The sequence below is a fragment of the Reyranella sp. genome, assembly GCF_030651995.1.
Lineage (GTDB): Bacteria > Pseudomonadota > Alphaproteobacteria > Reyranellales > Reyranellaceae > Reyranella.
Genome location: NZ_JAUSBN010000026.1, coordinates 91424 through 114483, shown reverse-complemented (window position 1 = coordinate 114483; position 23060 = coordinate 91424). Strand labels below are relative to the sequence as shown.

The following is a 23060-nucleotide window of genomic DNA, read 5'->3' as shown; positions in this document are numbered from 1 at the left end:
AGAAAAATGAGCCGAATCGACGGGTCAGACGTCGCTTTGGGCGGTGAACACGGCAGGAGCGCCGGGAGAAAGGTGCCGGCCGACCATAGATTCCCCGAAACTCGGCGGAATGATAGGACTTACCCCGTTCCGCAGCTTCATTCGGGGAATGTCGGACTACATGGGCATCGCTCTCCAGGCATGGACCGGCACCGGTGATTGGACCAAGGGCAAGAAGTACGAGGCCATCCGCGCCTTGTTCCCGATGTACGACACGCCGCTGCAGTGTGTGGCTCTCAAGAAGTCAGGAATCACCAGCTTCAAGCAGCTCGACGGAAAGACTGTCGGTGTGGGCCCCAAGGCCGGTACGCCTGGCACCTATCTCCCGCTCATCTTCGATGCCCTCGGCATGAAGGCCACGATCCGCAACGGCCAGGGCGCCGACATGGGCAGCCAGCTCGGTGACGGCATCCTCGATGCCTTCTGCTTCGGGGCCGGCCTGCCGATCCCGATCTTCTCCCAGCTCGACGCGGAGAAGGAGGTCGTGTTCTTCACTTGGACCGACGCGGAGCGCGATGCAATCCGCAAGAAGATGCCGGAGTTCTCGGACACGGTGATCCCCAAGGGCACCTACAAATCGATGGCCGCCGACCAGAAGACGATCGGCCTCTACAACTTTGCCATCGCCAACAAGAGCATGTCGGACGATGTGGCCTACCTCGTCACCAAGACGATCCTCGAGAACAACGCCGCCATGATGCAGGGCCATGCGGCCGCGTCCGAGACGATTGCGGCCAACGCCAAGGCCAACACCTTCCTGCCGTTCCACCCCGGGGCGGTGCGCTACTACAAGGAGAAGGGCATCCAGCTCCCGGCAGCCACGATGCCGAAGTGACCCGACCCTGGCGCTTCGGTCCGGCCTAAAAGACCGGATCGCAGGCCCCACGACAGAACGCCCGCTCCCTTCGGAGCGGGCGTTTTGCTAAGAAGCAAGCGACAGGGGCATGGGCGACCGCGGCGATAGTCCGCGGCGGCCACGGGGAGGCAGGATGGCGGGGACCAAGATTCAGGCAACGGCCGACGCAAGCGATGTCGGGCAAGTCGATGTCGACGACCTCGAATACGCGGGCGGCCGCCGCGAGCAGCGGCCCTGGGAGCAGAAGCTGTTCTTCTGGCTGTGCGCCGCGTTTTCCGGCTTTCACCTGTGGGTGTTGGTGGGGCCCGTCATCGTCAGGGAGATCGATACCGCCTTCGGGCTGGGACAGGTCTTCTTTCGCGCGGTCGCCGCCAATATCGACCAGGAGTTGTTCCGGGCCATCCACCTTGCCTGGGGCGCCACCCTGGGTTTCGGCTTCTACAGCATCGCCAAGGGCCGAGGCACGCGGGGCATACCCTGGTACGACTGGCTGTTCATGCTGGGCGCTCTGGGCTGCGCCGTCTACATGTGGCGCAACCTCGACGAGCTGCAGATGAACCAAGGTGCGCTCTACAGCACGCCCGACCTGGTTTACAGCCTGGTCGGCCTGGTCGTGGTGTTCGAGTTCACGCGCCGGACCGCCGGTAACGCCCTGACCATCATCGCGGGCGCATTCATCCTGTACGCCATGTTCGGCCACGTCTTTCCCGAGGGCTCGCCGCTCTATCACAACAAGTCGCTCAGGGATCTCTGGTTCACCTTCCCCTACATCTACAGCAACCTCGGCATCTTCGGCCCGACGCTCGAAGTATCGTCGACCTTCATCATTATGTTCACGGTGTTCGCCGCTTTCCTCGGACGCTCCAAGGCGGGCGAGTACTTCAACAATCTGGCGGTGGCGCTGGTCGGCTGGGCGCGCGGCGGGCCGGCCAAGGTCGCCGTGCTGTCGGGCGTCATGTTCGGCTCGGTGAGCGGCTCGTCGGTAGCCAATGTCGTCGCCTCGGGAGCGGTCACGATCCCCATGATGCGGCGCGTCGGCTACGACCGGAACACCGCCGGCGCCATCGAGGCGACGTCGTCGACGGGCGGACAGATCACGCCGCCGGTGCTGGGCGCCGCCGCCTTCATCATGGCCGAGGCGACCGGCATCAAGTATGCCGAGATTGCCGCGGCCGCGATCATCCCCTGCCTGCTGTTCTACATCGCCTGCTACGCCCACTGCGACCTGCACGCCGCCAAGCACGGCCTGCGCGGCCTGCCGCGTGCCGAGCTGCCGCGGCTCGGACCGCTGCTGATCAAACTCTACATGCTGGCGCCCATAGCGGTGCTGATCTGGGCATTCGTCACCGGCTACTCGGCTTTCCTCGCGGCTGGCCTCGGCATGGCGCTGTGCGTCGCCGTGAGCTGGCTGAACGGCTTTCGCCGTGAAGACGGAGGGCTGCGATGGCGGCGCGGCGATGACGTGATGGGCGGACGCGCCATCGTCGAGGCGCTGGAGGCAGGCGCCAAGGACTGCATCCAGCTCGTGGCGGTGTGTGCCGCCGCCGGCATCATCGTCGGCGTCATCGCACTCACCGGCGTCGGTGGCCGCTTCGCCCAGATCATGCAGGCGATCGCCGGCCAGAACCAGCTTCTCGCCATGATCTTCACCATGGTGATCATCACCATCCTCGGCATGGGCATGCCCACCACCGCGGCATACGCGATCGGTGCGGCGGTGGTGGCGCCGGGCCTGCAACAGATCGGCGTGCCCAAGCTCGTGGCCCACATGTTCATCTTCTACTTCGCCGTATTGTCGGCGATCACGCCGCCGGTCGCGGTGGCCTCGTTCGCCGCCGCCGGCATGTCCAAGGGCGATCCGTGGAAGACGTCGTGGATCGCCGTGAAGATGGGGCTGGCAACCTTCCTGGTGCCGTTCATGTTCTTCTACAGCCCGGCGCTGCTGGGCCAGGGCAGCTTCTGGGAGATCGCCCATGTCTTCGTCACCGCCGCGGCCGGCGTCTGGCTGCTCGCCTGCGCCACCGAGGGATGGCTGACCGAGGCGCTGTCGCCAATGCCACGCGCGATCCTGGCCACGGCCGCGATCTGCCTGATCATCCCGGGCACGGTCACCGACGTCGCCGGCATTCTCCTGGCGGCGACCGCCTGGGCCCTGCAGCACTATGTCTTCCGGACACGCCACGCCTGACGCCATCGCCTACATCAGCCGCGACACCGACGGCGTTCTCTGGAACAAGGTCCTCGAAGCGGGTCTCGGCCCGATCGATTTCCGTACCCTCGACAAGCTCGGCAACAAGGACGACATCGAGGTCGCGCTGGCTTGGAAGCCGCCGCGTCGGCGTGCTGGGCCTCGGCACGATCGGGCAGGACACCACCAGGAAGTTCGCCCTGCTGGGCTTCCCGACGATGGGCTGGAGCCGCACGCCCAAGGCGGTACAGTGCGTCAAGACCTTCCACGGCCCCGACGGGCTGGATCGGCTGCTGGCGAGAGCGAACACCTGGTCAACGTGCTGCCGCTCACCCGCGACACGAACGGAGTGCTGAACGCCGGCGCCTTGGCGAAGCAGCCGAAGGGCGCCTAATCTGTTCAACATGGCGCGCGGCGGCCACATGGTCGACGAGGCGCTGCTGGCCGCACTCGACTCAGGCCATCTCGCCGGTACGGCGCTCGACGTGTTCAACATCGAGCCGCTGCCGCCGGACCATCGCTACTGGACGCCCCCCGGGGCGCAGGTCACGCCGCACATTGCGGGCGCCACCAATCCGTGCGCCGCCTCGCCGTCTTCGGGCTCGCCCGGCCGGCTGGCATTGTTCCAGACCATCATGTCGAAATGCGCCCACGGCACGTCGTTGGGCACGAGCTCCTTGAGATAGAGCGCGGCGGTGATGGCGCCGCCGAACGCCCCTGAAGAGACGTTCTTGATGTCGGCCACTTAGCTGTCGAGCTGCCGCCGGTAGCCCGGAAAGAGGGGCGTCCGCCCTTCATCCAAGTCTGCGCCCGTAGCCCTTCCGCGTTTCAGACGCTACGTTTCGATGATGAAGCTACAGTCCCACGGTCGTTATGACTACGTCCCTTTGCGAGGCCGACCTGATTATTCGTGGCCCAGCCATCGCAGGCTGGCCGTTTATTTCGCACTGAACCTCGAGCACTTCTCGTTCGGCGAGGGGCTGGGAGCGGAGCTGGCGCCCGGCGGACCGCAACCCGACATCCTCAACTATGCCTGGCGCGACTACGGAAATCGCGTCGGCGTCTGGTACATGCTCGATGTCTTCGACGAGCTTCGTCTGCCGCTGGCGGCCCTCGTGAACAGTGCGATGTATGACTATGCCCCGCAACTCGTGGCAGCTTGCCGTACCCGCGGCGATGAGATCGTGGGACATGGCCGCACGAATGCCGAACGCCAGGGTATCCTCGACGAACCGGCTGAAAAGCTGCTCATAAAGGAGGCGACCGACCGGATCGCGGCGGAAGAGGGCCGTCCGCCAGAGGGTTGGCTCGGCCCGTGGATTTCGCACAGCCATGTGACGCCCGACCTTCTGGCGGAGGCGGGCTACGGCTACATGCTGGACTGGTGTATGGACGACCAGCCTGTCTGGTTTCGCTGCCGTGGTGAGAAGCGTATCCTCTCTGTGCCCTATCCGCAGGAAGCCAACGACATCCCCTCGATCGTCGGCCGTAAGGACGGGGCCGCCCAGTTCGCCGAAATCCTGATCGACCAGTTCGACGAGATGATGGAGCTGTCGAAGGCGCGGCCGCTCGTCATGGGGATCGCACTGCACGCCTATATCGTGGGCCAGCCGCACCGTCTGCGGCACCTCAAGCGTGCGCTGCGTCACATCGCGAAACATCGCGACCGCATCTGGCTCACGACGCCGGGCGCCATCGCCCGGCATTGCCTGTCTCTTCCCCACGGTATCGTTCCCTAGGAGTCCCATGCGTCTGTTCACGGCCACGTTGGCGACCGAGACCAACACCTTTTCTCCCCTCCCGACCAGCCTGGAAAATTATCGCGAGTCGGTGTTCTTCCGGGCCGGCGAGCATCCGGCCGATGCGCCGCGCATGTGCACCGCGCCGCTGTTCGTGGCGCGCGCCCGGGCGAGGGAAGAGGGCTTCGAACTGATTGAGGGAAGCTGCTTTGCCGCCAGCCCCGCCGGCACGACCAACCGTGCCGACTACGAGACCATGCGCGACGAGATCCTGGGCCAGCTCGAGGCTGCGCTGCCGGTCGACGGGCTCCTGCTGGGTCTCCATGGCGCGATGGTCGCGCATGGCTACGACGACGTCGAAGGCGACATCATCGAGCGGTGCCGGGCCCTCGTGGGGCCCAAATGCGTGATCGGCGTCGAGCTCGACCCGCACTGCCATCTGACGATGAAGCGCGTCTCCAACGCCGACATCATCGTCCTCTACAAGGAGTTTCCCCACACCGACGTCGTCGCGCGGGCCGAGGACGTGCTCGACCTCGTTCTGGCCACCCTGCGCGGCAAGGTGAAGCCCGTGATGTCGGTCTATGATTGCCGCCAGATCCAGAGCTATCCGACGACGATCCAGCCGATGCGCGGCCTCGTCGACCGCCTCATGGCGATGGAAGGCAAGGACGGGATCCTGTCCGTGTCGATCGCGCACTGCTTCCCCTACGGCGACGTGCCCGAGATCGGCACGCGCGTGCTGGTGATCGCCGACGGCGACAAGAAGAAGGCCGATGCGCTGGCGACGCAGCTGGGCGAGGAACTCGTGGGGCTGCGCGGCAAGACGGCACCGCAGTCCCTTGGCATCGCTGCGGGCGTCAGCGAGGGCGTGGCCTTCAACGACCTGCCGGTCGTGATCGCCGATCCGTCGGACAATGCCGGCGGCGGCGCGCCGTCGGACAATACCGATATCCTGCGGCACCTGATCGAGAAGAACGTCGAAAGTGCCTGCCTCGGTCCGATCTGGGACCCGATCGCCGTCCGCATCTGCTTCGACGCAGGACTCGGGGCGCGGATCGGCCTGCGGTTCGGCGGCAAGATCGCACCGAGTTCCGGCCAGCCGGTCGATGCCGAGGTCGAGATCGTGGGCCTGAAGCGCGATGCCTGGCAGAAATTCGGGCCGACGCAGGTGCCGGTGGGCGACTGCGCGGCGGTGCGCATCGGCGGGGTCGAGGTCGTCCTGAACGCCAAGCGTACGCAGGCGACCGGGCTCGAGCTTTTCACCAATGTCGGGATCGACCCGACCCGGCGGAAGATCGTGGTCGTGAAGTCGACCAACCACTTCATGGCGGCCTACGGGCCGATCGCCAAAAAGGTGATCTACGTCGAATCGAGCGGCCCGCTCCCGCGCGACCACCGCAAGGTCCCTTACACGAAGGCCGAGCGTCCGATCTGGCCGCTCGACGAACATGCCGCGCCGCGGGGCCTGATCTACTAACCGGGAAGCTGGACAAAGCGGAGCGCTGCTTTGCATACTCGCTTCGGGGAGTAAGGGAGTTCAAGACATGTTCAAACGCATCTTGGCGGGCGCGTTCGCGCTGGCCGTTCCCTTCGCCGCGGGCCAGGCGATGGCGCAGGAGAAAGTCCTCAAGGCCGTGATGCATGCCGACGTGCGTGTCATCGATCCGGTCTGGACGACGCAGACGATCGCCAACATTCACGGGGCGCTGATCTACGACACGCTGTTCGGCAACGACGCCGATCAGAAGCCGCATCCCCAGATGGTCGGCAAGTACGAAGTCAGCCCCGACAAGCTCACCTACACCTTCACCCTGCGCGACGGGCTCAAGTTCCACGACGGCTCCCCCGTCACGACCAAGGACGTCATCGCCTCGCTGAAGCGGTGGGGTGCCAAGGACGGCGTCGGCCAGCGCCTGATGGGCTTCGTGACGAAGATGGAGCCGGTCGACGACAAGACCTTCACCATGGTGCTGAAAGCGCCTTATGGCATGGTGCTCGAATCGCTGGGCAAGACCAGCAGCTCGATCCCCGCCATCATGCGCGAGAAGGATGCGCTGACCGATCCGCAGCAGCAGATCAAGGAAGCGGTCGGCTCCGGTCCCTATATGTTTGCCAAAGACCAGTGGGTACCGGGCAGCAAGGCGGTCTATCTCAAGAACAAGGACTACCAGCCGCGTACCGAGGCTCCGTCGTCCTTCGCCGGCGCCAAGATTCCGGGCGTCGACCGCATCGAGCTGGTCTGGATCTCCGATCCGCAAACGGCGATGTCGGCCCTGGTCAACGGCGAGATCGACTTCTACGAGAACCCGCCCAACGACTTTCTGCCGATGCTCGAGAAGGCCCGCGGCGTCAAGCTGCTGAAGACCGGGAAGATCGACAGCACGCAGGGCTTCATCCGCCTCAACCATCTCCAGCCGCCGTTCGACAACGTGAAGGCACGGCAGGCGATGTACTACCTGATCAACCAGGAAGACTTCCTGCGCGCCATCGTGGGCAACCCGAAATACTACAAGGTCTGCCCGGCGCTGCTGACCTGCGGCGGGCCGTACGAGAGCGCCGGCGGCCGCGAGTGGATGAAGGAGTATAATCCCAAGAAGGCCCTGCAGCTCCTCAAGGAAGCGGGCTACAAGGGCGAACCGATCACCGTCCTGTCGGCGACCGACCATGCGACGATCACGCCGGCGACGCAGGTCCTGATCCAGGCGATGCGCGAGGCCGGCATCAACGTCGATGCGCAGTCGATGGACTGGGGTTCGGTGGTTACCCGGCGAGCCAAGAAGGATCCACCGGCCCAAGGTGGCTGGAACATCTTCGTCACGACGTCGGGCGGCGTCGGGTCGGCCAATCCGGTGCTGCACACCTGGATCGGCGCGGCCTGCGACAAGGGCCTGTTCGGCTGGCCCTGCGACGCCAAGATCGAGGAGCTGCGCAACGCCTTCGGCATGGCGCAGACCGAGGAGGAGCGGAAGAAGATCGCCAACGAGCTGCAGGCCCGCGCGATGGAGCAGGTGGTCTACGTTCCGTTCGGCCAGTGGGACACGCCGCTCGCCTTTCGCGCCGACAAGATCGATGGTGTCGTGCCCAACACGGGTCTCGCCGTGCTCTGGGGAATCACGAAGAAATAATGTCGTATCGAGTATGCGTAGCCGTCGCGCGCAAGGAGGCCTTGCCTGATTCGGGCAAGGCCTCGCCGTGACCGCCTACATCGTCCGTCGTCTCTTCGCCACGCTGCCCGTCATGGCGGTGGTGGCGCTGTTCGTCTTCTTCCTGCTGCGCTTCGCACCGGGCGATCCGGCGGCGATCATCGCCGGCGAGGATGCCACGACCGAAGCCATCGAGGCCGTTCGCGCCAAGCTTGGCCTCGACAGGCCGATGGTCGAGCAATTCTTCGTCTGGGTGACGCAGCTCTTGCGCGGCGACTTGGGAGTTTCGATCTTCTCGAACCTTCCTGTGACGCGGTTGATCTCGCAGCGTCTCGAGCCGACGGTGGCCCTCACGCTCTCCACGCTCTTCGTGGCGGTCGCGATGGCGATTCCCATCGGCGTGCTGGCGGCGTGGAAGGTGCGCAAATGGGTGGACCGCGTGGTCATGGGGTTTGCCGTCCTGGGCTTCGCCATGCCTGTGTTCGTGCTGGCCTATATCCTGATCTATTTCTTCGCCGTGCAATGGCAGATGCTTCCGGTCCAGGGTTACCAGCCCATCAAGGAAGGGCTCTGGCCCTTCGTCGAGAGCCTGATCCTGCCGTCCTTGGCCCTGGGCATCACCTACATGGCGCTGATCGCGCGAACGACCCGCGCGTCGATGCTCGAGGTGTTGTCGCAGGACTATATCCGCACCGCCAACTCCAAGGGCCTGGCGACCGGCCGCGTGCTGCTGCTGCATGCACTGAAGAACGCCGCCGTGCCGATCATCACGGTGATCGGTATCGGCATCGCGCTTTTGATCTCGGGCGTGGTCATCACGGAAACGGTGTTCAACATCCCGGGCCTCGGCCGCCTGACCGTCGATGCCGTGCTGAAGCGCGACTATCCGGTGGTGCAGGGGCTGATCCTGGTGTTCGCCGGCGCCAAGGTGCTGGTGAACCTGGTCATCGACATCTCCTACGCGTTCCTCGATCCGCGGATCCGGTACTGACATGGCCATCATTGCGGACGACCTCGCCCTGCCACCGGCCCGCCGCTTCTCGATGTGGCGGGCGATCCGCCGCAATCCGACCGTCGCCCTGGGTGGCGTCCTGCTCGCAGTCCTGGTCGTGATGGCCGTGTTCGCGCCCCTCATCGCCACCAACGACCCGTTCAAGATCGCGCCCGTGAATCGGCTGCGGCCGCCCTCGGAGCGCTGGTGGTTCGGCACCGACCAGTTCGGCCGAGACGTCTTCTCGCGCACGGTCTACGGCGCTCGTGTGTCGCTGATCGTCGGCCTGTCGGTGGCGGCGATCTCCAGCATCCTGGGTCTGGCCCTCGGTCTCGCCTGCGGCTACTTCCGGCGGGTCGATTCGATCGTCATGCGCATCATGGACGGGTTGATGGCCATCCCGTCGATCCTGCTGGCGATAGCGCTGATCACCCTGTCGCGGCCGGGCCTCGGCATTGTGATCGTGGCCATCGTGATCCCGGAAGTGCCACGCATCGTGCGCGTGGTGCGCGCCGTCGTGCTCTCCATCCGTGCCCAGCCCTATGTCGAAAGCGCCATCGCGGGCGGCACCCGGAACTGGAAGCTGCTGACGCGCCACATCCTGCCCAACACGCTGGCGCCGCTGATCGTGCAGTCGACCTATGTCTGTGCCTCGGCGATGCTGACCGAGGCGGGCCTCAGCTTCCTGGGCGCCGGCGTACCGCCGGAGGTGCCGAGCTGGGGCAACATCATCGCCCAGGGCCGTACCTTCTTCCAGATCGCGCCCTGGACGATCATGATCCCGGGTACGTTCCTCGCGGTGACGGTGCTGGCGGTGAACCTGCTGGGCGACGGCCTGCGCGACCGGCTCGATCCGCGCCTGGCGAGGCGCCTGTGACCGGCACCCCGGGCGCGATCCTCGAAGTCCGCGACCTGCACACGCAGTTCAGCACCCTGGACGGCGTCGTGCGCGCCGTCGACGGCGTGTCGTTCGACGTGGCCCGCGGCGAGACCCTGGGCATCGTGGGCGAATCGGGCTGCGGCAAGTCGGTGACCGCGATGTCGATCCTGCGGCTGATCCCGCCGGAGACCGGCCGCATCGCCTCGGGCTCGATCAAGTTCGAGGGCGAGGAGCTGACGACCCTCTCCGAGGAGGAGATGAAGCGGCTGCGCGGCCATCGCATCTCGATGATCTTTCAGGAGCCGATGACCAGCCTCAACCCGGTTCTCACCGTCGGTACCCAGATCGCCGAGAACGTCGTGCGTCATCTCGGCGTGTCGTGGAAGGCGGGCCGCGAGCGGGCCTTCGAGATGCTCGACCTGGTGCGCATTGCCGATGCGCGGCGCCGGCTCGACGAGTATCCCCACCAGCTTTCGGGCGGCATGCGCCAGAGGGTCATGATCGCGATGGCGCTGTCCTGCGATCCACAGGTGTTGATCGCCGACGAGCCGACGACGGCGCTCGACGTCACCATCCAGGCTCAGATCCTCGACCTGATGATCGAGCTCAAGGAGAAGACCGGCACCGCCATCGTGCTGATCACGCACGATCTCGGCGTCGTGGCCGAGACAACCGAGCGCGTGGTCGTCATGTATGCCGGCCGCAAGGTCGAGCAGGCGCCGGTCGAGGCCCTGTTCGAGGAGCCGCTGCATCCCTATACGCGCGGCCTGATGGGGGCGATCCCGCGGCTCGACGTCGAGGCCGATGCCGCTGGCACGCGGCCCCGCCTCCAGGAGATCCCCGGCCTCGTACCGATCCTGACCCAGCCGATCGTGGGCTGCGCCTTCGCGCCGCGCTGCGGCTTCGCGACCGACCGCTGCCGAAGCGAGAGGCCGCCGCTGGTCGATGCCGGGGCGGGCCATCTGGTGGCCTGCTGGGAAATCGACCGCGTGCGGAGGGCGGCATGAGCGACGCGCCCGTCCTGCAGGTCGAAGGGCTCGTGAAGCACTTCCCGATCCATGGGGGCCTGCTGCAGCGCCAGGTCGGCGCGGTGAGGGCCGTCGACGGCGTCACCTTCTCGATCCGCCGCGGCGAGACGCTCGGCCTGGTGGGCGAATCGGGCTGCGGCAAGTCGACGATCGGCAAGGTCGTGCTGAAGCTGATCGAGCCCACCGCCGGCAAGATCGTGCTGGCGGGCGAGGACGTGACCGCGCTCAAGCCCGGCGCCATGTGGACCCATCGCCGGCGCATCCAGACGATCTTCCAGGACCCGTACTCCTCGATGAACCCGCGTCTGCCCTCGGGCACCATCGTGGGCGAGCCGCTGGAGAATTTCGGGATCGCCAGGGGCGCGGATCGCGACCAGCGGGTGGCGCAGCTGTTCCGCCGCGTCGGCCTGCGGCCCGAGGCGGCGCGCAAATACGCCCACGAATTCTCCGGCGGCCAGCGCCAGCGGCTGGGCATCGCCAAGGCTCTGTCGGTAAATCCCGATGTGATCGTGGCCGACGAGCCGGTCTCGGCGCTCGACGTGTCGGTGCAGGCGCAGGTGCTGAACCTGCTGATCGACCTGCAGGAGGAATACGGGCTCGCCTATCTCTTCATCAGCCACGACCTGGCGGTCATGCGGCACATCAGCCACCGCATCGCCGTGATGTATCTTGGCCGCATCGTCGAGCTGACCGACAAGCGCACGCTCTTCACGCAGCCGCTGCATCCCTATACCGAGGCGCTGCTGTCGGCTGCGACCGCGCCAGACCCGAAGCGCCGCGGGCAGAGGAAGAAGATCGTGCAGGGCGACGTGCCGAGCCCGGCAAAGCCTCCGCCCGGCTGCCATTTCCACACGCGCTGTCTCTATGCGACCGCCGAATGCCGCGTGACCGACCCGCCGTTGCTCGAGGTGGCGCCCGGCCATCACGTCGCCTGCCTGCGCCGGCCGGTGGGCGGCGATCCGGGACCGCTCACCGCACCGTAGGGCTGTGTCGCGTCAGGACGGCTCGAACAGCAGGACGACCTGATCCTCGGCGACCGAATCGCCTTCGCCGACCCGAAATTCCACGATCCGGCCCTTCCTGGGCGCCAGGACCGGGATCTCCATCTTCATCGATTCGAGGATGAGCAGAACGTCGTCGGTCTCGACCTCGGCGCCGACGGCTCCCTCGATCTTCCAGACGGTGCCCGAGATTTCCGACTTGAGCGGAACGGCTTTCATGTACGCCTCACTGCGGCTCGATGTTGAGTTCGCGGACGGCCTGCGTGAGCAGCGGGCCCATCTCGCGGATGAAGGTCGCGAAGCTGGCGCGGTCTTGCGCGCCCTCATCGAGGCCGAACTTGTCGACGAATTCCCGCATGCGCGGCTGCGCGTTCATCTCGACCATTCCGGCCGACAGCGCCTCGATGACCGGTACGGGTGTGCCGGTCGGTGCGACACAGCAGACCATGCTTTCGAGCAGCAGATACGGATGAGTGGCTCCCTGCTCGTGGAAGGTCGCCACGTCGGGCAGTCGGCGCGAGCGCGTCCTGGTCGGCACGGCGACAGGCCTGGCGCTTCCGGCCTGGATCGCCGGCCAGGCACCCTGCAAGGTCGAGCAGGCGGCCTGTGTGACGCCTGCCGAGAGATCGGCCCACATCGGCGCTTCCCCGCGATAGTGGACCGGCTCCATCTGGATGCCGAAGATGTCGTTCAGCTTCATGCAGAAGATGTGGGCAAGCGAGCCGATGCCAGTGGTACCGAAGCTGGTCTTGTTCTTCCTCGCATAGGCGACGAGGGCGGCGAGATCGCTGTTGCCCGGCACCGAAGAGTGGACGCAGAGCGGCACCTTGTCGGCCGAGAGCATGGAGACGGGCGTGAAGTCCTTCGCCGCGTCATAGGGGACGCTCTTGAAGACCACCTGGTTCTGGAACATCGCCGTCGAGTTCGTGAACAGCAGCGTGTAACCGTCGGGTGGTGACTTGGCGACGATGTCGCCGGCGATCATGGAGCCTGCACCCGTGCGATTTTCGACGATGAAGGGCTTGCCATACCTGGTCGCGAAATGCTCCGCGCCCAGGCGGGCGAACAGATCGGTCAATCCGCCGGGCGCATAGCCGCAGACAAACCGCACCGGCCTGCTCGGCCAGTCCGGTGCCTGGCCAAAGGCGCCCGCAGGCATCAATGAGCTCGCCGCCGCGCCGACAGCCATGAAGCGGCGGCGCCTGATCCTTCCGTGGATCGTCATGTTCTTTCTACTGGTTCTTGTCGAGATATCATATGATACTTGCTGATCGACAAGCAAGTAATCAGTGGATGTTATGCTTTCCTCGACAGAAGAGGCTTCGGTCACGAGGCCGCGTCGCACCCAGGCGACGCGCCGCAAGGAATCGGACCGCCGCATGTTGCGTGCTGCGGCCCGGTTGTTTGCTGAGCGCGGCGTGTCAGGAACGAGCCTGGCCGATGTCGGGGTGGCGGCCGGCTACAGCCGCGGCCTGCCGGTAGAGCGCTTCGGCACCAAGCTGGGGCTGATCATGGCTCTACTCGACGCGATGGACGCGTGGTTCCAGGCGCATATCTCGAAGGTGCTGGTCGGGGCGAGGGGTATGCAGGCGGTTGGGCTGCGCATGGAGGCGCATCTGGCCAGCGTCGAGCGCGACGCGACGTCCACGGCGGCGCTCTATTCGATTTACACCGAATCGCTTTTCGTCATGCCCGAGCTTCAGTCGCATGTCGCGCTCGTCACTGGCCGCTGGTGCGATGGACTCGCTGACAACCTTCGAGAGGCCCGGCGCGCCGGTGAAATCGACAGGCGCGTCGATTGCCGAGGCGAGGCGCGTTTCCTGCTTGGGGCGATGCGTGGCCTCGTCATCCAGTACCTGCTCGATCGCTCCGATGCGGACTTTGCGCGGTCCAAGAAGATCCTTCTCTCCCACCTGGTGCGACTGCAATGACCTCCTGGCGCGATAAGCGCATCCTGGCACCCGAGGAGTGCGTGCTGCGGCCGCTGCTCGACCGCCGTGCCTGCGAGACGCCGGACAAGGTGTTCGTGCAGTTCGCTGACGGCGGTGCCACCTGGACGTATCGCGAGCTGCGCGACCAGGTTCTTGAAACCGCGGCGGCGCTGCAGGCGCTGGGCGTGCAGCAGGACGAGCCGGTCCTGACGTGGTTGCCCAACGGGCCCGAGGCGCTGCGAATCTGGTTCGCGATCAACTATCTCGGCGCGATCTATATCCCGCTGAACCTCGCCTATCGCGGCCAGATACTTGAACATGCGGTGCGCAGCTCGGCGGCGCGCCTGATCGTTGGCCATCCCGACCTGCTGCCACGCCTCGACGCGATCGATGCGGCGGCCATCCAGCGTCGTGTACCGATCGAAAGCGCGCAGTCGTTGCGGCAACCGGGCGGTGCGCCGGAGGCTCCCGCGCGGGCTATCATGCCGTGGGACACGCAGTCGGTGATCTACACTTCCGGGACGACCGGCCCCTCGAAGGGGGTGCTGTGTTCCTACCTGCATGCGGCATCGGCGGCCAATGCCTTCTACGCGGCGACGGCCGACGACCGCAACATGGTGAACCTGCCCCTGTTCCATGCCGGAGGGACGGGTGCCATCTATCGGATGCTGGTGAAGGGCGGCTCGATCGCGCTGGTGGAGGCGTTCGACACCAACTCGTTCTGGGACACCGTGCGGGCCACCCGCACGACCTGCCTGACGCTTCTTGGCGCCATGGTGCCGTTCCTGCTCAAGCTGCCGCCGAGCCCGCGGGATCGCGACCACACGCTCAAGAAGGTCGTGCTCGTGCCGCTCAGCGACGCCTCGGAAGCCTTCGCCGACCGCTTCGGCGTCGATGTCTACACGACCTTCAACATGACCGAGACTTCCTGGCCGCTGGTGTCGGAGCGCAATCCCTCGGTCCGCGGGACCTGTGGTCGCCCACGCCCCGGCATCGAGGCGCGCATCGTCGACGAGCATGACTGCGAGGTCGCGCCGGGCGTGACCGGCGAACTGATGCTGCGCAGCGATACGCCGTGGACCATGAACCACGGCTATCACAACAATCCCGAGGCCACGGCGCGCGCCTGGCGTAATGGCTGGTTCCACACGGGGGACGTGTTCCGACGTGACGCCGATGGCAACTTCTTCTTCGTCGACCGGCTGAAGGACGCGATCCGCCGCCGCGGCGAGAACATCTCCTCCTTCGAGGTCGAAGCCGAGCTGATGGCCCACCCCGCAGTGCGCGAGGCCGCCGCCGTCGCCGTGCCGTCGGAGCTTGGCGAGGACGAGGTTCTTGCCGTGCTCGCACCTGTCGCCGGCAAGGCGATCGATCCTGCCGAGGTCCTTGAATTCCTGCTGCCGCGGATGGCGCACTTCATGGTGCCGCGCTACGTGCGCGTGCTGCCGGAGCTGCCCAAGACACCGACGCAGAAGGTGCAGAAGAACCTGCTGCGCGCCGACGGCGTCACGCCCGATACCTGGGATCGCGAAGCGGTGGGCATTCGCGTGCGCCGCGAGCGCCTCACCAAGATGTCTTCCTAGGAGCGACCATGTCAGGCGATCCCACGATGCGCGACCTGCTCGACCGTGTGGAGGCGGTCCGGGCCTCCATCGACGATCCGGCCCGCCAGCCCGCGATGGAGAAGCTCGCCCGGCGCGGGCGATTGAGCGCGCGCGAGCGCATCGCGCGGCTGGTCGACGCCGGATCATTCAGCGAGATGGGTGGGTTTGTTGCGGCCGAGGAGGACGGGATCGGTGCCGACAGGTTTCCGGTGCGCACGGAGTCTCCCGCGGACGGCGTGGTGGCCGGCACCGCACAGGTCGACGGCCGGCCCGTCGTCGTCTTCTCGCAGGATTTCTCCGTCCATGGTGGCAGCATCGGCAAGCTGGGCAGCGCCAAGGTCCAGCGTGCACTGCAGGTCTCCATCACGCGTGGCCTGCCGCTGGTGATGATCCTCGATGGCGGCGGGCACCGCATCCAGGACGGGCAGGATGCGCGCCACTTCGCCAACGCCAACGGGACCTTCCACAACTTCGCGCGTGCGTCGGGGTGGGTGCCCATGGTGGCGCTGATGCTGGGAGCGGGCTTCGCCGGCCCCACCAACTATGCCGGCATGGCCGATTGTGTGGTCATGGTGCGCGGTCTCTCGACGATGGGCATCGCGGGCCCGGCCCTGGTCAAGGCGGCGACCGGTGAGGACATCGACGCGATGGAGCTGGGCGGTGCCGACGTGCAGGTCGATCGCCAGGGCATCGCCGACCTCGGCGTGGACAACGAAGACGAAGCCATCGCAGCGGCGAAGCGTTTCCTCTCGTTCCTGCCGAGCAATGCGCGCGCGCCGCAACAGACCATCGCCGAACCACGCCCGCTCGGCCGCATGCCCGATTCGATCCTCGACCTGGTGCCGGTCTCGACCCGGAAGGCCTACGACGTCCGCAAGGTGCTGCGCGAGATCGCCGATCCCGGCACGCTGTTCGAGCTGAAGCCGACATTCGCGGGAAACATGGTGACGGCCTTCGCGAGGCTGGGGGGACGTGCTGTTGGCTTCCTCGCCAACCAGCCGTTGCGGCTGGGCGGCATGATCAACAGCGATGCCTGCGATAAGGCGGCCCATTTCATCGCGCTGTGCGATGCGTTCGGTCTGCCGATCGTTTCCTTCATCGACGTGCCGGGATTCTCGATCGGTTCGAGTGCCGAGCGCACCAGCCTCGGCCGGCGCAGCGCCAAGCTGGTGTTTGAATGGGGACACGCCACCGTGCCGCGTGTCTCCATCGTGCTGCGCAAGGGCTACGGCCTTGGCTACTTCGCGATGTGCGGCGGCCGCAGCTTCTCCTCGGATGCCGCGCTCGCCTGGCCCTCGGCGGAGATCTGCGCCATGTCGATCGAGGGTGCGATCGACGTGGCTTTCCGCAAGGACTACGAGGCGGCGCCGGACCCGGCTGCGCGGCGAGCCGAGATGATCGACCAGACGCGGGCGCGCATCGGCGCGCTGCGCGCTGCCGAGGGATTCGGCATCGACGACATCATCGATCCGCGCGACACGCGCCGCCGGGTCGTCGAGATATTCGACTCCGCGCAACCGCGCCGGCCTGCCGACCATCCGCCCAAATTCCGCTCGATCGCGCCGATCTGACGACAGACGACCTGCCTTGTGCAGCACCGAAGAAACAACAACGGAGGAAGCCCATGCGTAGAAGAATGCTCAGTTTGGCACTGCCAACGTTCGGGGTGGCGCTCATCGCCCTCACGCTCAACACGGCCACGGCGCAACAGCCGGCCCTCTCGGATCGTCCGATCCGCATGCTCTATGGCTTTGCCGCCGGCGGCTCCGGCGACCTGGCGGCGCGGCTGTTGGCCGACGTTGCGTCGAAGGAGCTGGGGCAGCGCGTGGTGGTCGAGAATCGCACCGGCGCCAACGGCTTGATCGCGGCGGAGGGCGCAGCGCGCGGTCCGACGGACGGCAGCAACGTGCTCTTCTGCACCACCGGCAACATGACCATCGTGACCGAGTTGCCCGGGGCGCAGCTTCCGATCAATCCGGCAACCGACCTGATCGGCATCGGGCAGCTCCTGCGGTCGACGTTCGGGCTCGTCGTCAGCAAGGACAGCCCCTACCGCTCGGTCCAGGAACTGGTCGCCGATGCCCGCGCCAATCCCGGCAAGGTGAGCTATGCCACGCCCGGCGTGGGATCGGTTCAGCACCTGTCCACCGAACTCCTGGGTCAGAAGATCGGGGCCCAGATGGTGCACGTGCCGTACAGGGGCTCGCAGGCGGCCCTGCAGGATCTGCTCGCCAACCGGACGAGCTTCTCCATCACGAATCTGGGCGATGTGATCAGCCACATCCGGTCCGGTTCGCTGCGCCTGCTGGCGCTCGGCGATCCGCTGGGCAAGCGCTTCTTTCCCGATGCGCCAATGATTGCCGATGTGGTGCCCGGCTTCGAGACCTATGCTTGGTTCGGCCTGTGCGGTCCCACGGGCATGCCGGACGCGGTCGTCAAGCGCTGGGAGAAGGCCATCAAGGCCGCCGTCGACGATCCGACGGTCAGCCAGAAGCTGCTCGACAACGGCATGGTGCCGGCCTTCGCCGATTCGGCGGCGCTGAAGAAGACCATGGAGGAGAACCGACGCAACTATCGCGAGGTCATCCGCGCGGCGAACATCAAGGCAGAGTGATGACCGGCGAGGAAAAGCCGGACATGCCGCGCGTCAGCGTCGAGCAGGTGCGGCAGGCGCGCGCGGCGCTCGAGGACGCCGCGCGGCCGGATGCCGTCGCGCGGCAGAAAAAGCGCGGGAGGTGGACCGCGCGCGAGGGCATCGCGGCGCTCACCGATGCCGGCTCGTTCGTCGAGTACGGTGGCCTGGTACGACCCGCCCTCGCCGACATGCAAGGGGCTGCCGACGGGCTGGTGATGGGCACGGCACGGGTCGAGGGCCGCGCGGTCGACATCGTGTTCTACGACTACAGCGTCTATGCCGGTACGCAGAGCGCCAACAACCACGCCAAGATCAGCCGGATGTTCGGGCACGCCCTGCAGAACCGGTTGCCGGTGATCTGCTGGCTGGACGGCGGTGGAGCGAGGCCGCACGACATGAAGGTCGAAGGCCGAGGGGCGTCGCACACCTTCGTGCTGTTCGCGCGCCTCTCCGGGCTCGTGCCGACGATCGCGATCGTGCCCGGCCGCGCGTTTGCGGGGCATGCCAACCTGGCCGGCATGTCGGACCTGCTGATCGCGACCCGCGACAGCGCCATGGGCATGGCGGGACCGCCGCTCGTCGAGGCAGCACTCGGCCTCAAGCTGAAGCCGGAGGAGATCGGCCCGCCGGAGGTCCATTACGCTGCAGGCGCGGTCGACGTGCTGGTCGACGATGAGGCGGAGGCGGTCGAGGCTGCCAAACGATACCTCTCTTATTTCGGTCCGCCGCTGCCGCCGGGCAAGGCGCCCGATCCGGCGGCCTTGCGCACCCTCGTGCCGGACAATCCACGCCGGGCCTACGACGTGCGCAGGGTCATCCGCGGCATCGCCGATATCGACAGCGTGATGGAACTGCGCGGAGGATACGGTCGCGCGATGGTGACGGCCCTGGCCCGGCTGGGCGGCAGGCCGGTCGGGGTGATCGCCAACCAGCCGATGATCCTCGCCGGCGCGATGGACGGGCCGGCCTGCGAGAAGGCCGCGCGCTTCGTCCAACTCTGCGACGCCTTCGACCTGCCGTTGCTCGTTCTGTGCGACACGCCCGGCCTGATGGTGGGACCGGACATAGAGAAGACGGGCCTCGTCCGGCGCAGCGCCCGGCTGCTCGCGGCGCTGGCCAATTCCACCATGCCGATCATGACGGTTGTTCTCCGCAAGGCCTATGGGCTGGGCTACTACATCATGGGCTCACGCCCGCTCGATCCCGCGATCCTCCTCGCTTGGCCGACCGCCGAGTTCGGTGGCATGGGCCTGGAAGGTGCTGCGAGCATCATTTACCGCCGCGAACTCGAAGGGATCGAGGACGCCGAGGGCCGCGCGGCCCGGCATCGCGAACGCACCGACGAACTCAAGCGCTACAACACCGCCCTCGAGGTGGCCGGCCGCTTCGGCTACGACGACGTGGTAGATCCGGCCGATACGCGGCCCATCCTCCTGAACACGCTGGCGACGCTGCCCCCGCCACCGCCGCGGAGCGAGCGCAAGAGAACGATCGAGCCGTATTGATCGCGGCGGACCCTGACGACACTCTTACCGCTGCCGCCTTCTTCGGGGAGCCAGCTTCCGCTCAGCCGTTGCGGGCGCCCGGTGCGGTGTCGCGCAGATGGGTGAGGGCGGCCTGTGCTCCACCCGCCTTGTGCGGCACCTTGGCGAGGCCCAGCGCCATCTCGACCCCGGACAGCGTACCCATCAGCATCAGGTCGTTGAAGTCGCCGAGATGGCCGATGCGGAACACCTTGCCCGCGACCTTGGTGAGACCCTGGCCCAGCGACATGTTGAAGTTCTCGAGCGCGACCTTGCGGAAGGCGTCGGCATCGTGACCCTCCGGCATGACGATCGCCGTCAGCGAACCCGAATAGGCCTTGGGGTCGCTGCATAGGATCTCCAGGCCCCAGGCGGTGACCGCGGTGCGCGTCGCCTCGGCGTGGCGGGCGTGGCGCGCGAACACCGCGTCGAGCCCTTCCTCCAGCAGCATGTCGCAGGCCTCGTTGAGGCCATAGAGCAGGTTGGTGGCGGGCGTGTAGGGGAACCAGCCGTTGGCGTTGGCCGCCAGCATCTCGTCCCAGGCCCAGAACGCCTTCACCATCTTCGAGGCCTTCGACGCCTCGATCGCCTTTTCACTCACCGCGTTGAAGGAGAGGCCGGGTGGCAGCATCAGGCCCTTCTGCGAGCCGGCGACCGTCACATCGACGCCCCAGGCGTCGTGGCGATAGTCGATCGAGCCCAGCGACGAGATCGTGTCGACCAGCAGCAGGGCCGGATGCCTGGCCGCGTCGATGGCTTGCCGGACCGCCGAAATGTCGCTCACCACGCCGGTCGAGGTCTCGTTGTGGACGATGCAGACCGCCTTGATGGCGTGGGCCGTGTCTTCCTTCAGGCGCTTCTCGATCGCTGCGGGATCGGCTGGCTTGCGCCAGTCTCCACCCATGAATTCCGATTTGATTCCAAGTTTATCCGCCATCTTCTTCCAAAGTGAAGCGAAGTGGCCGGTCTCCCACATCAGCACCAGGTCGCCGGGCGACAGGGTGTTCACGAGGGCCGCCTCCCAGGCTCCGGTCCCGGATGCGGGAAAGACGATAACCGGTTGTTTGGTCTGGAAAACCTGGCGAACGGAGCGAAGAACCTTCTTGGCGAGCGCGTTGAACTCGGGGCCGCGGTGATCGATCGTCGGATAATCCATCGCGCGAAGAACGCGATCGGGCACGTTGGTAGGACCCGGGATTTGCAGGAAGTGGCGTCCGGCGGGGTGGGAGTTCAGGCGCATCTGGGTTTCCTTTCGGCTTCGACTTGCATTTTGTATACAATATGCCAGAATGAGTCCAGAGATGGATGGTTCAGTTTTTCCGATTGCCCGTTCGACGCTGCCCGAAGCGGCGGCCGAACGGCTACGCGCGCTCATCATCGAGGGCGACCTGCCGCCCGGCGCCAAGCTGAACGAACGCGAACTCAGCGAACGGCTGGGCGTGTCGCGGACGCCGTTGCGCGAAGCCTTCCGAATGCTGGCGGCCGACGGCCTGCTGGTACAGCTGCCCAACCGGGGCGCCCAGGTGGTGGCCCTGTCGGCTGCTGACGTGCGCGGCGCCTTCGAGGTAATGGGCGCGCTGGAGGGGCTGGCTGGCGAGCTGGCGGTGGCTCGGGTTACGGACGCCGACATTGGCGATCTGAAGGCGCTGCAGGCGGAAATGGAGGCCGCCCATGCCGGTCGGGACCTGCCGGCTTACTACCGGATCAACCGCCTGATCCACGACCGGCTGAATGCGCTCGCGGACAATGCGGTGCTCCAGCAGACCTACCGCACGCTCAACGCACGGCTGCATGCCCTCAGGTTCCGGTCCAACCTCAACCCCGCCAAGTGGGACCAGGCGGTCGCCGAACATCGCGCGATGATCGAGGCGCTTGCCGCGCGGGATGGCGCTGCGCTACGTGACCTGCTCGTGGGTCACCTGCGTGCCAAGCAGCAGGCCGTGCTCGATTCCATGAAAAACAAGGACGACAAGAACCTTCAGGGAGGAAAAGTGCCATGACGACGATTTCCAAGACTTCGCGCCGCCGCGCCCTCCAGCTCGGGCTCGCCGCCACCCTGGCCGCTCCGGCCGTGGCCCGCGCCCAGCAGGGCTGGCCGCCACAGACGATCACCTGGGTCAATCCGTTCCCGGCCGGTGGCGGCACCGACGTTTTCGCCCGCCCGCTTGCCGCCCAGGTCGGCGAGCAGCTCGGCTGCCAGATCATCGTCGACAACAAGGGCGGCGCCGGCGGCACCGTCGGCGCCGGCGGCACCGTCGGCGCCTCGCAGGCCGCCAAGATGAAGCCCGACGGCTCGGTCTTCTTCGTGGGCGCGATCCATCACACCATCGCGCCGTCGGTCTACAAGAACCTCGACTACGATCTCGAGAAGAACTTCGAGCCGATCACCATGATCGCGCTGGTGCCCCAGGTCATCTCGATCAACCCGAACAAGATCCCGGCCAAGACCGCGCAGGAATTCATCGCCTACGTGAAGGCCAACCCGAACAAGGTGAACTACGCGTCGCCCGGCACGGGTACCGCCCACCACCTGGCGGGTGAGCTGTTCAAGCTCGAGACCAAGACCGAGATCGTCCACGTGCCCTATCGCGGCGCGGGTCCGGCGATGCAGGACCTGCTGGCCGGCAATGCCGACATGATGTTCGACGGGATGGGCACCTCGGCGCAGCAGATCAAGGCGGGCAAGCTGCGCGGCCTCGCCGTGGCGACCACCCAGCGCCAGCCGGAGTTCCCCGACATGCCGACCGCGGCCGAGATCGGCATTCCGGCGTGGATCGTCTCGACCTGGTACGGCGTGTGGGCGATCAAGGGCACGCCGAAGCCGATCGTCGAGCGCATGTATGCCGAGATCGTCAAGGCACTCGCGGCGCCCAAGCTGCAGGGCATCTGGAAGGACCAGCTCGCCCAGGCCGGCGGCGAGTCGCCCGCCGAATTCGCCAAGCGCATCCGCGCGGAGATCGAGAAGTGGCAGAAGGTCGTCGCGACGGCCGGAATCAAGCTCGACTGAGATGGAGATGCCGCCGCTTTCTCCATCCGTGACCATGCCCTCTCCGCCCGCGTCATACGCGGGGGGAGAGGGAGGGGACCCGCGCGACGCGCGGGGAGGGAGAGGTGGGTCGGATGCCGGAGCACCGCACGACGAGATCGCGAGAACTCCGGCGAGACAGGAGTCGGGCGGAGCAAGTGTGCTGGGAGCTGCTGCGCGCCAAGCGAATGGGTGGCGTGAGGTTCAGACGCCAGCATCCGATAGGGCCTTACTTCGCGGATTTCGCCTGTGTGGCGAAGAAATTAGTCATCGAGATCGACGGCGAGCATCACGCTTTTCAAGCCGAAGCCGACGCGCGACGGACCGCGGCGATGGAACAGCTAGGCTGGCGGGTTGTGCGGTTTTGGGCGAACGAGATGGTCGCCAATCCAGAAGGCATCTGGATCGAGATCGAGGGACATCTGCGGACGCTGTGACCCACCTCTCCCTCCCCACGCCTAAGCGTGGGTCCCC

The 23060-nt window shown here is 66.4% G+C and carries 21 protein-coding genes and 1 pseudogene; 18 read left to right on the top strand and 4 right to left on the bottom strand.

The features are described 5' to 3' along the window. Positions 1-160: 160 nt before the first annotated feature. The 3 genes and pseudogenes from Q7V45_RS07605 to Q7V45_RS27020 all read left to right on the top strand — a co-directional run. Positions 161-874: a TAXI family TRAP transporter solute-binding subunit gene (locus tag Q7V45_RS07605; RefSeq protein ID WP_304849508.1), complete on the top strand. Its 714-nt coding sequence runs from the start codon at positions 161-163 to the stop codon at positions 872-874. 154 nt (positions 875-1028) lie between these two features. After that, entirely contained in the window at positions 1029-3083 is a 2055-nt protein-coding gene (locus tag Q7V45_RS07600) for a TRAP transporter permease (protein ID WP_304849505.1), read from the top strand. Between the two features lie 152 nt (positions 3084-3235). Next, positions 3236-3586, top strand: a pseudogene (locus tag Q7V45_RS27020) (NAD(P)-dependent oxidoreductase); the annotation flags it as partial. Between the two features lie 17 nt (positions 3587-3603). Here the strand turns inward: Q7V45_RS27020 and Q7V45_RS07590 are convergent. Continuing rightward, positions 3604-3828: a hypothetical protein gene (locus Q7V45_RS07590; RefSeq protein ID WP_304849499.1), complete on the bottom strand. Its 225-nt coding sequence runs from the start codon at positions 3826-3828 to the stop codon at positions 3604-3606. Between the two features lie 100 nt (positions 3829-3928). Between Q7V45_RS07590 and Q7V45_RS07585 the strand changes: the two genes are divergently transcribed. The 7 genes from Q7V45_RS07585 (at position 3929) to Q7V45_RS07555 (ending at position 11850) form a co-directional block, all read left to right on the top strand. Beyond that, on the top strand, positions 3929-4822 hold the full coding sequence (locus Q7V45_RS07585) for a polysaccharide deacetylase family protein (RefSeq protein ID WP_304849496.1): 894 nt from the start codon (positions 3929-3931) through the stop codon (positions 4820-4822). 7 nt (positions 4823-4829) lie between these two features. Further along, positions 4830-6302: a M81 family metallopeptidase gene (locus tag Q7V45_RS07580; RefSeq protein WP_304849493.1), complete on the top strand. Its 1473-nt coding sequence runs from the start codon at positions 4830-4832 to the stop codon at positions 6300-6302. Positions 6303-6369: 67 nt separating this feature from the next. Continuing rightward, entirely contained in the window at positions 6370-7950 is a 1581-nt protein-coding gene (locus tag Q7V45_RS07575) for an ABC transporter substrate-binding protein (RefSeq protein ID WP_304849490.1), read from the top strand. A 67-nt stretch (positions 7951-8017) separates the two neighbouring features. Next, the gene (locus Q7V45_RS07570) at positions 8018-8959 is read left to right on the top strand and encodes an ABC transporter permease (RefSeq protein WP_304849487.1); all 942 of its coding nucleotides are present in this window, start codon (positions 8018-8020) and stop codon (positions 8957-8959) included. A gap of 1 nt (position 8960) precedes the next feature. Next, positions 8961-9836, top strand: coding sequence for an ABC transporter permease (locus Q7V45_RS07565; protein WP_370692563.1), 876 nt, complete (start codon positions 8961-8963; stop codon positions 9834-9836). Beyond that, complete coding sequence (locus tag Q7V45_RS07560; protein ID WP_304849484.1) at positions 9833-10846, top strand: ABC transporter ATP-binding protein; 1014 nt, start codon at positions 9833-9835, stop codon at positions 10844-10846. Before Q7V45_RS07565 ends, Q7V45_RS07560 begins: the two co-directional genes overlap by 4 nt. Further along, entirely contained in the window at positions 10843-11850 is a 1008-nt protein-coding gene (locus Q7V45_RS07555; RefSeq protein ID WP_304849480.1) for an ABC transporter ATP-binding protein, read from the top strand. Before Q7V45_RS07560 ends, Q7V45_RS07555 begins: the two co-directional genes overlap by 4 nt. A gap of 12 nt (positions 11851-11862) precedes the next feature. On the opposite strand, the gene Q7V45_RS07550 is transcribed toward Q7V45_RS07555, so the two are convergent. Further along, the gene (locus tag Q7V45_RS07550; RefSeq protein ID WP_304849477.1) at positions 11863-12087 is read right to left on the bottom strand and encodes an acetyl-CoA carboxylase biotin carboxyl carrier protein subunit; all 225 of its coding nucleotides are present in this window, start codon (positions 12085-12087) and stop codon (positions 11863-11865) included. A 7-nt stretch (positions 12088-12094) separates the two neighbouring features. Further along, on the bottom strand, positions 12095-13093 hold the full coding sequence (locus Q7V45_RS07545; RefSeq protein ID WP_304849474.1) for a tripartite tricarboxylate transporter substrate binding protein: 999 nt from the start codon (positions 13091-13093) through the stop codon (positions 12095-12097). 73 nt (positions 13094-13166) lie between these two features. On the opposite strand from Q7V45_RS07545, the gene Q7V45_RS07540 reads away from it, so the two are divergent. Genes Q7V45_RS07540 through Q7V45_RS07520 form a run of 5 tightly spaced genes read left to right on the top strand, consistent with a single transcriptional unit; the run spans position 13167 to position 19543 of the window. Then, positions 13167-13799, top strand: coding sequence for a TetR/AcrR family transcriptional regulator (locus Q7V45_RS07540; RefSeq protein WP_304849470.1), 633 nt, complete (start codon positions 13167-13169; stop codon positions 13797-13799). Then, positions 13796-15382: an AMP-binding protein gene (locus Q7V45_RS07535; protein ID WP_304849467.1), complete on the top strand. Its 1587-nt coding sequence runs from the start codon at positions 13796-13798 to the stop codon at positions 15380-15382. Before Q7V45_RS07540 ends, Q7V45_RS07535 begins: the two co-directional genes overlap by 4 nt. An 8-nt stretch (positions 15383-15390) precedes the next feature. Further along, complete coding sequence (locus Q7V45_RS07530) at positions 15391-16974, top strand: acyl-CoA carboxylase subunit beta (RefSeq protein ID WP_304849464.1); 1584 nt, start codon at positions 15391-15393, stop codon at positions 16972-16974. 53 nt (positions 16975-17027) lie between these two features. Next, positions 17028-18017 carry a tripartite tricarboxylate transporter substrate binding protein gene (locus Q7V45_RS07525; RefSeq protein ID WP_304849461.1) on the top strand — a complete coding sequence of 330 codons (990 nt, stop codon included), beginning with the start codon at positions 17028-17030 and terminating at the stop codon, positions 18015-18017. Between the two features lie 23 nt (positions 18018-18040). Further along, the gene (locus Q7V45_RS07520; RefSeq protein ID WP_304849457.1) at positions 18041-19543 is read left to right on the top strand and encodes an acyl-CoA carboxylase subunit beta; all 1503 of its coding nucleotides are present in this window, start codon (positions 18041-18043) and stop codon (positions 19541-19543) included. Between the two features lie 61 nt (positions 19544-19604). Here the strand turns inward: Q7V45_RS07520 and Q7V45_RS07515 are convergent, their stop codons facing one another. After that, positions 19605-20801 (bottom strand): alanine--glyoxylate aminotransferase family protein, encoded by a 1197-nt coding sequence (locus Q7V45_RS07515; protein ID WP_304849454.1) that lies wholly within the window; start codon positions 20799-20801, stop codon positions 19605-19607. Between the two features lie 61 nt (positions 20802-20862). Here Q7V45_RS07515 and Q7V45_RS07510 point away from each other — a divergent pair, with 61 nt between their 5' ends. From Q7V45_RS07510 to Q7V45_RS07500, 3 genes are all read left to right on the top strand, one after another. Then, positions 20863-21561 (top strand): GntR family transcriptional regulator, encoded by a 699-nt coding sequence (locus tag Q7V45_RS07510; protein WP_304849451.1) that lies wholly within the window; start codon positions 20863-20865, stop codon positions 21559-21561. Next, complete coding sequence (locus tag Q7V45_RS07505; protein WP_304849448.1) at positions 21558-22568, top strand: tripartite tricarboxylate transporter substrate binding protein; 1011 nt, start codon at positions 21558-21560, stop codon at positions 22566-22568. The genes Q7V45_RS07510 and Q7V45_RS07505 overlap by 4 nt, the downstream gene beginning before the upstream one ends. A 113-nt stretch (positions 22569-22681) precedes the next feature. Then, positions 22682-23023 carry an endonuclease domain-containing protein gene (locus Q7V45_RS07500; protein ID WP_304849445.1) on the top strand — a complete coding sequence of 114 codons (342 nt, stop codon included), beginning with the start codon at positions 22682-22684 and terminating at the stop codon, positions 23021-23023. Positions 23024-23060 lie beyond the last annotated feature (37 nt).

Coding starts and splice junctions, on each gene's coding strand:
- Q7V45_RS07580 (WP_304849493.1), top strand. CDS start 4,830: ATGCGTCTGTTCACGGCCACGTTGGCGACCGAGACCAACACCTTTTCT.
- Q7V45_RS07565 (WP_370692563.1), top strand. CDS start 8,961: ATGGCCATCATTGCGGACGACCTCGCCCTGCCACCGGCCCGCCGCTTC.
- Q7V45_RS07500 (WP_304849445.1), top strand. CDS start 22,682: ATGCCGGAGCACCGCACGACGAGATCGCGAGAACTCCGGCGAGACAGG.
- Q7V45_RS07605 (WP_304849508.1), top strand. CDS start 161: ATGGGCATCGCTCTCCAGGCATGGACCGGCACCGGTGATTGGACCAAG.
- Q7V45_RS07585 (WP_304849496.1), top strand. CDS start 3,929: ATGATGAAGCTACAGTCCCACGGTCGTTATGACTACGTCCCTTTGCGA.
- Q7V45_RS07600 (WP_304849505.1), top strand. CDS start 1,029: ATGGCGGGGACCAAGATTCAGGCAACGGCCGACGCAAGCGATGTCGGG.
- Q7V45_RS07515 (WP_304849454.1), bottom strand. CDS start 20,801: ATGCGCCTGAACTCCCACCCCGCCGGACGCCACTTCCTGCAAATCCCG.
- Q7V45_RS07555 (WP_304849480.1), top strand. CDS start 10,843: ATGAGCGACGCGCCCGTCCTGCAGGTCGAAGGGCTCGTGAAGCACTTC.
- Q7V45_RS07505 (WP_304849448.1), top strand. CDS start 21,558: ATGACGACGATTTCCAAGACTTCGCGCCGCCGCGCCCTCCAGCTCGGG.
- Q7V45_RS07575 (WP_304849490.1), top strand. CDS start 6,370: ATGTTCAAACGCATCTTGGCGGGCGCGTTCGCGCTGGCCGTTCCCTTC.
- Q7V45_RS07540 (WP_304849470.1), top strand. CDS start 13,167: ATGCTTTCCTCGACAGAAGAGGCTTCGGTCACGAGGCCGCGTCGCACC.
- Q7V45_RS07525 (WP_304849461.1), top strand. CDS start 17,028: ATGCGTAGAAGAATGCTCAGTTTGGCACTGCCAACGTTCGGGGTGGCG.
- Q7V45_RS07535 (WP_304849467.1), top strand. CDS start 13,796: ATGACCTCCTGGCGCGATAAGCGCATCCTGGCACCCGAGGAGTGCGTG.
- Q7V45_RS07550 (WP_304849477.1), bottom strand. CDS start 12,087: ATGAAAGCCGTTCCGCTCAAGTCGGAAATCTCGGGCACCGTCTGGAAG.
- Q7V45_RS07530 (WP_304849464.1), top strand. CDS start 15,391: ATGTCAGGCGATCCCACGATGCGCGACCTGCTCGACCGTGTGGAGGCG.
- Q7V45_RS07545 (WP_304849474.1), bottom strand. CDS start 13,093: ATGACGATCCACGGAAGGATCAGGCGCCGCCGCTTCATGGCTGTCGGC.
- Q7V45_RS07510 (WP_304849451.1), top strand. CDS start 20,863: ATGGATGGTTCAGTTTTTCCGATTGCCCGTTCGACGCTGCCCGAAGCG.
- Q7V45_RS07520 (WP_304849457.1), top strand. CDS start 18,041: ATGCCGCGCGTCAGCGTCGAGCAGGTGCGGCAGGCGCGCGCGGCGCTC.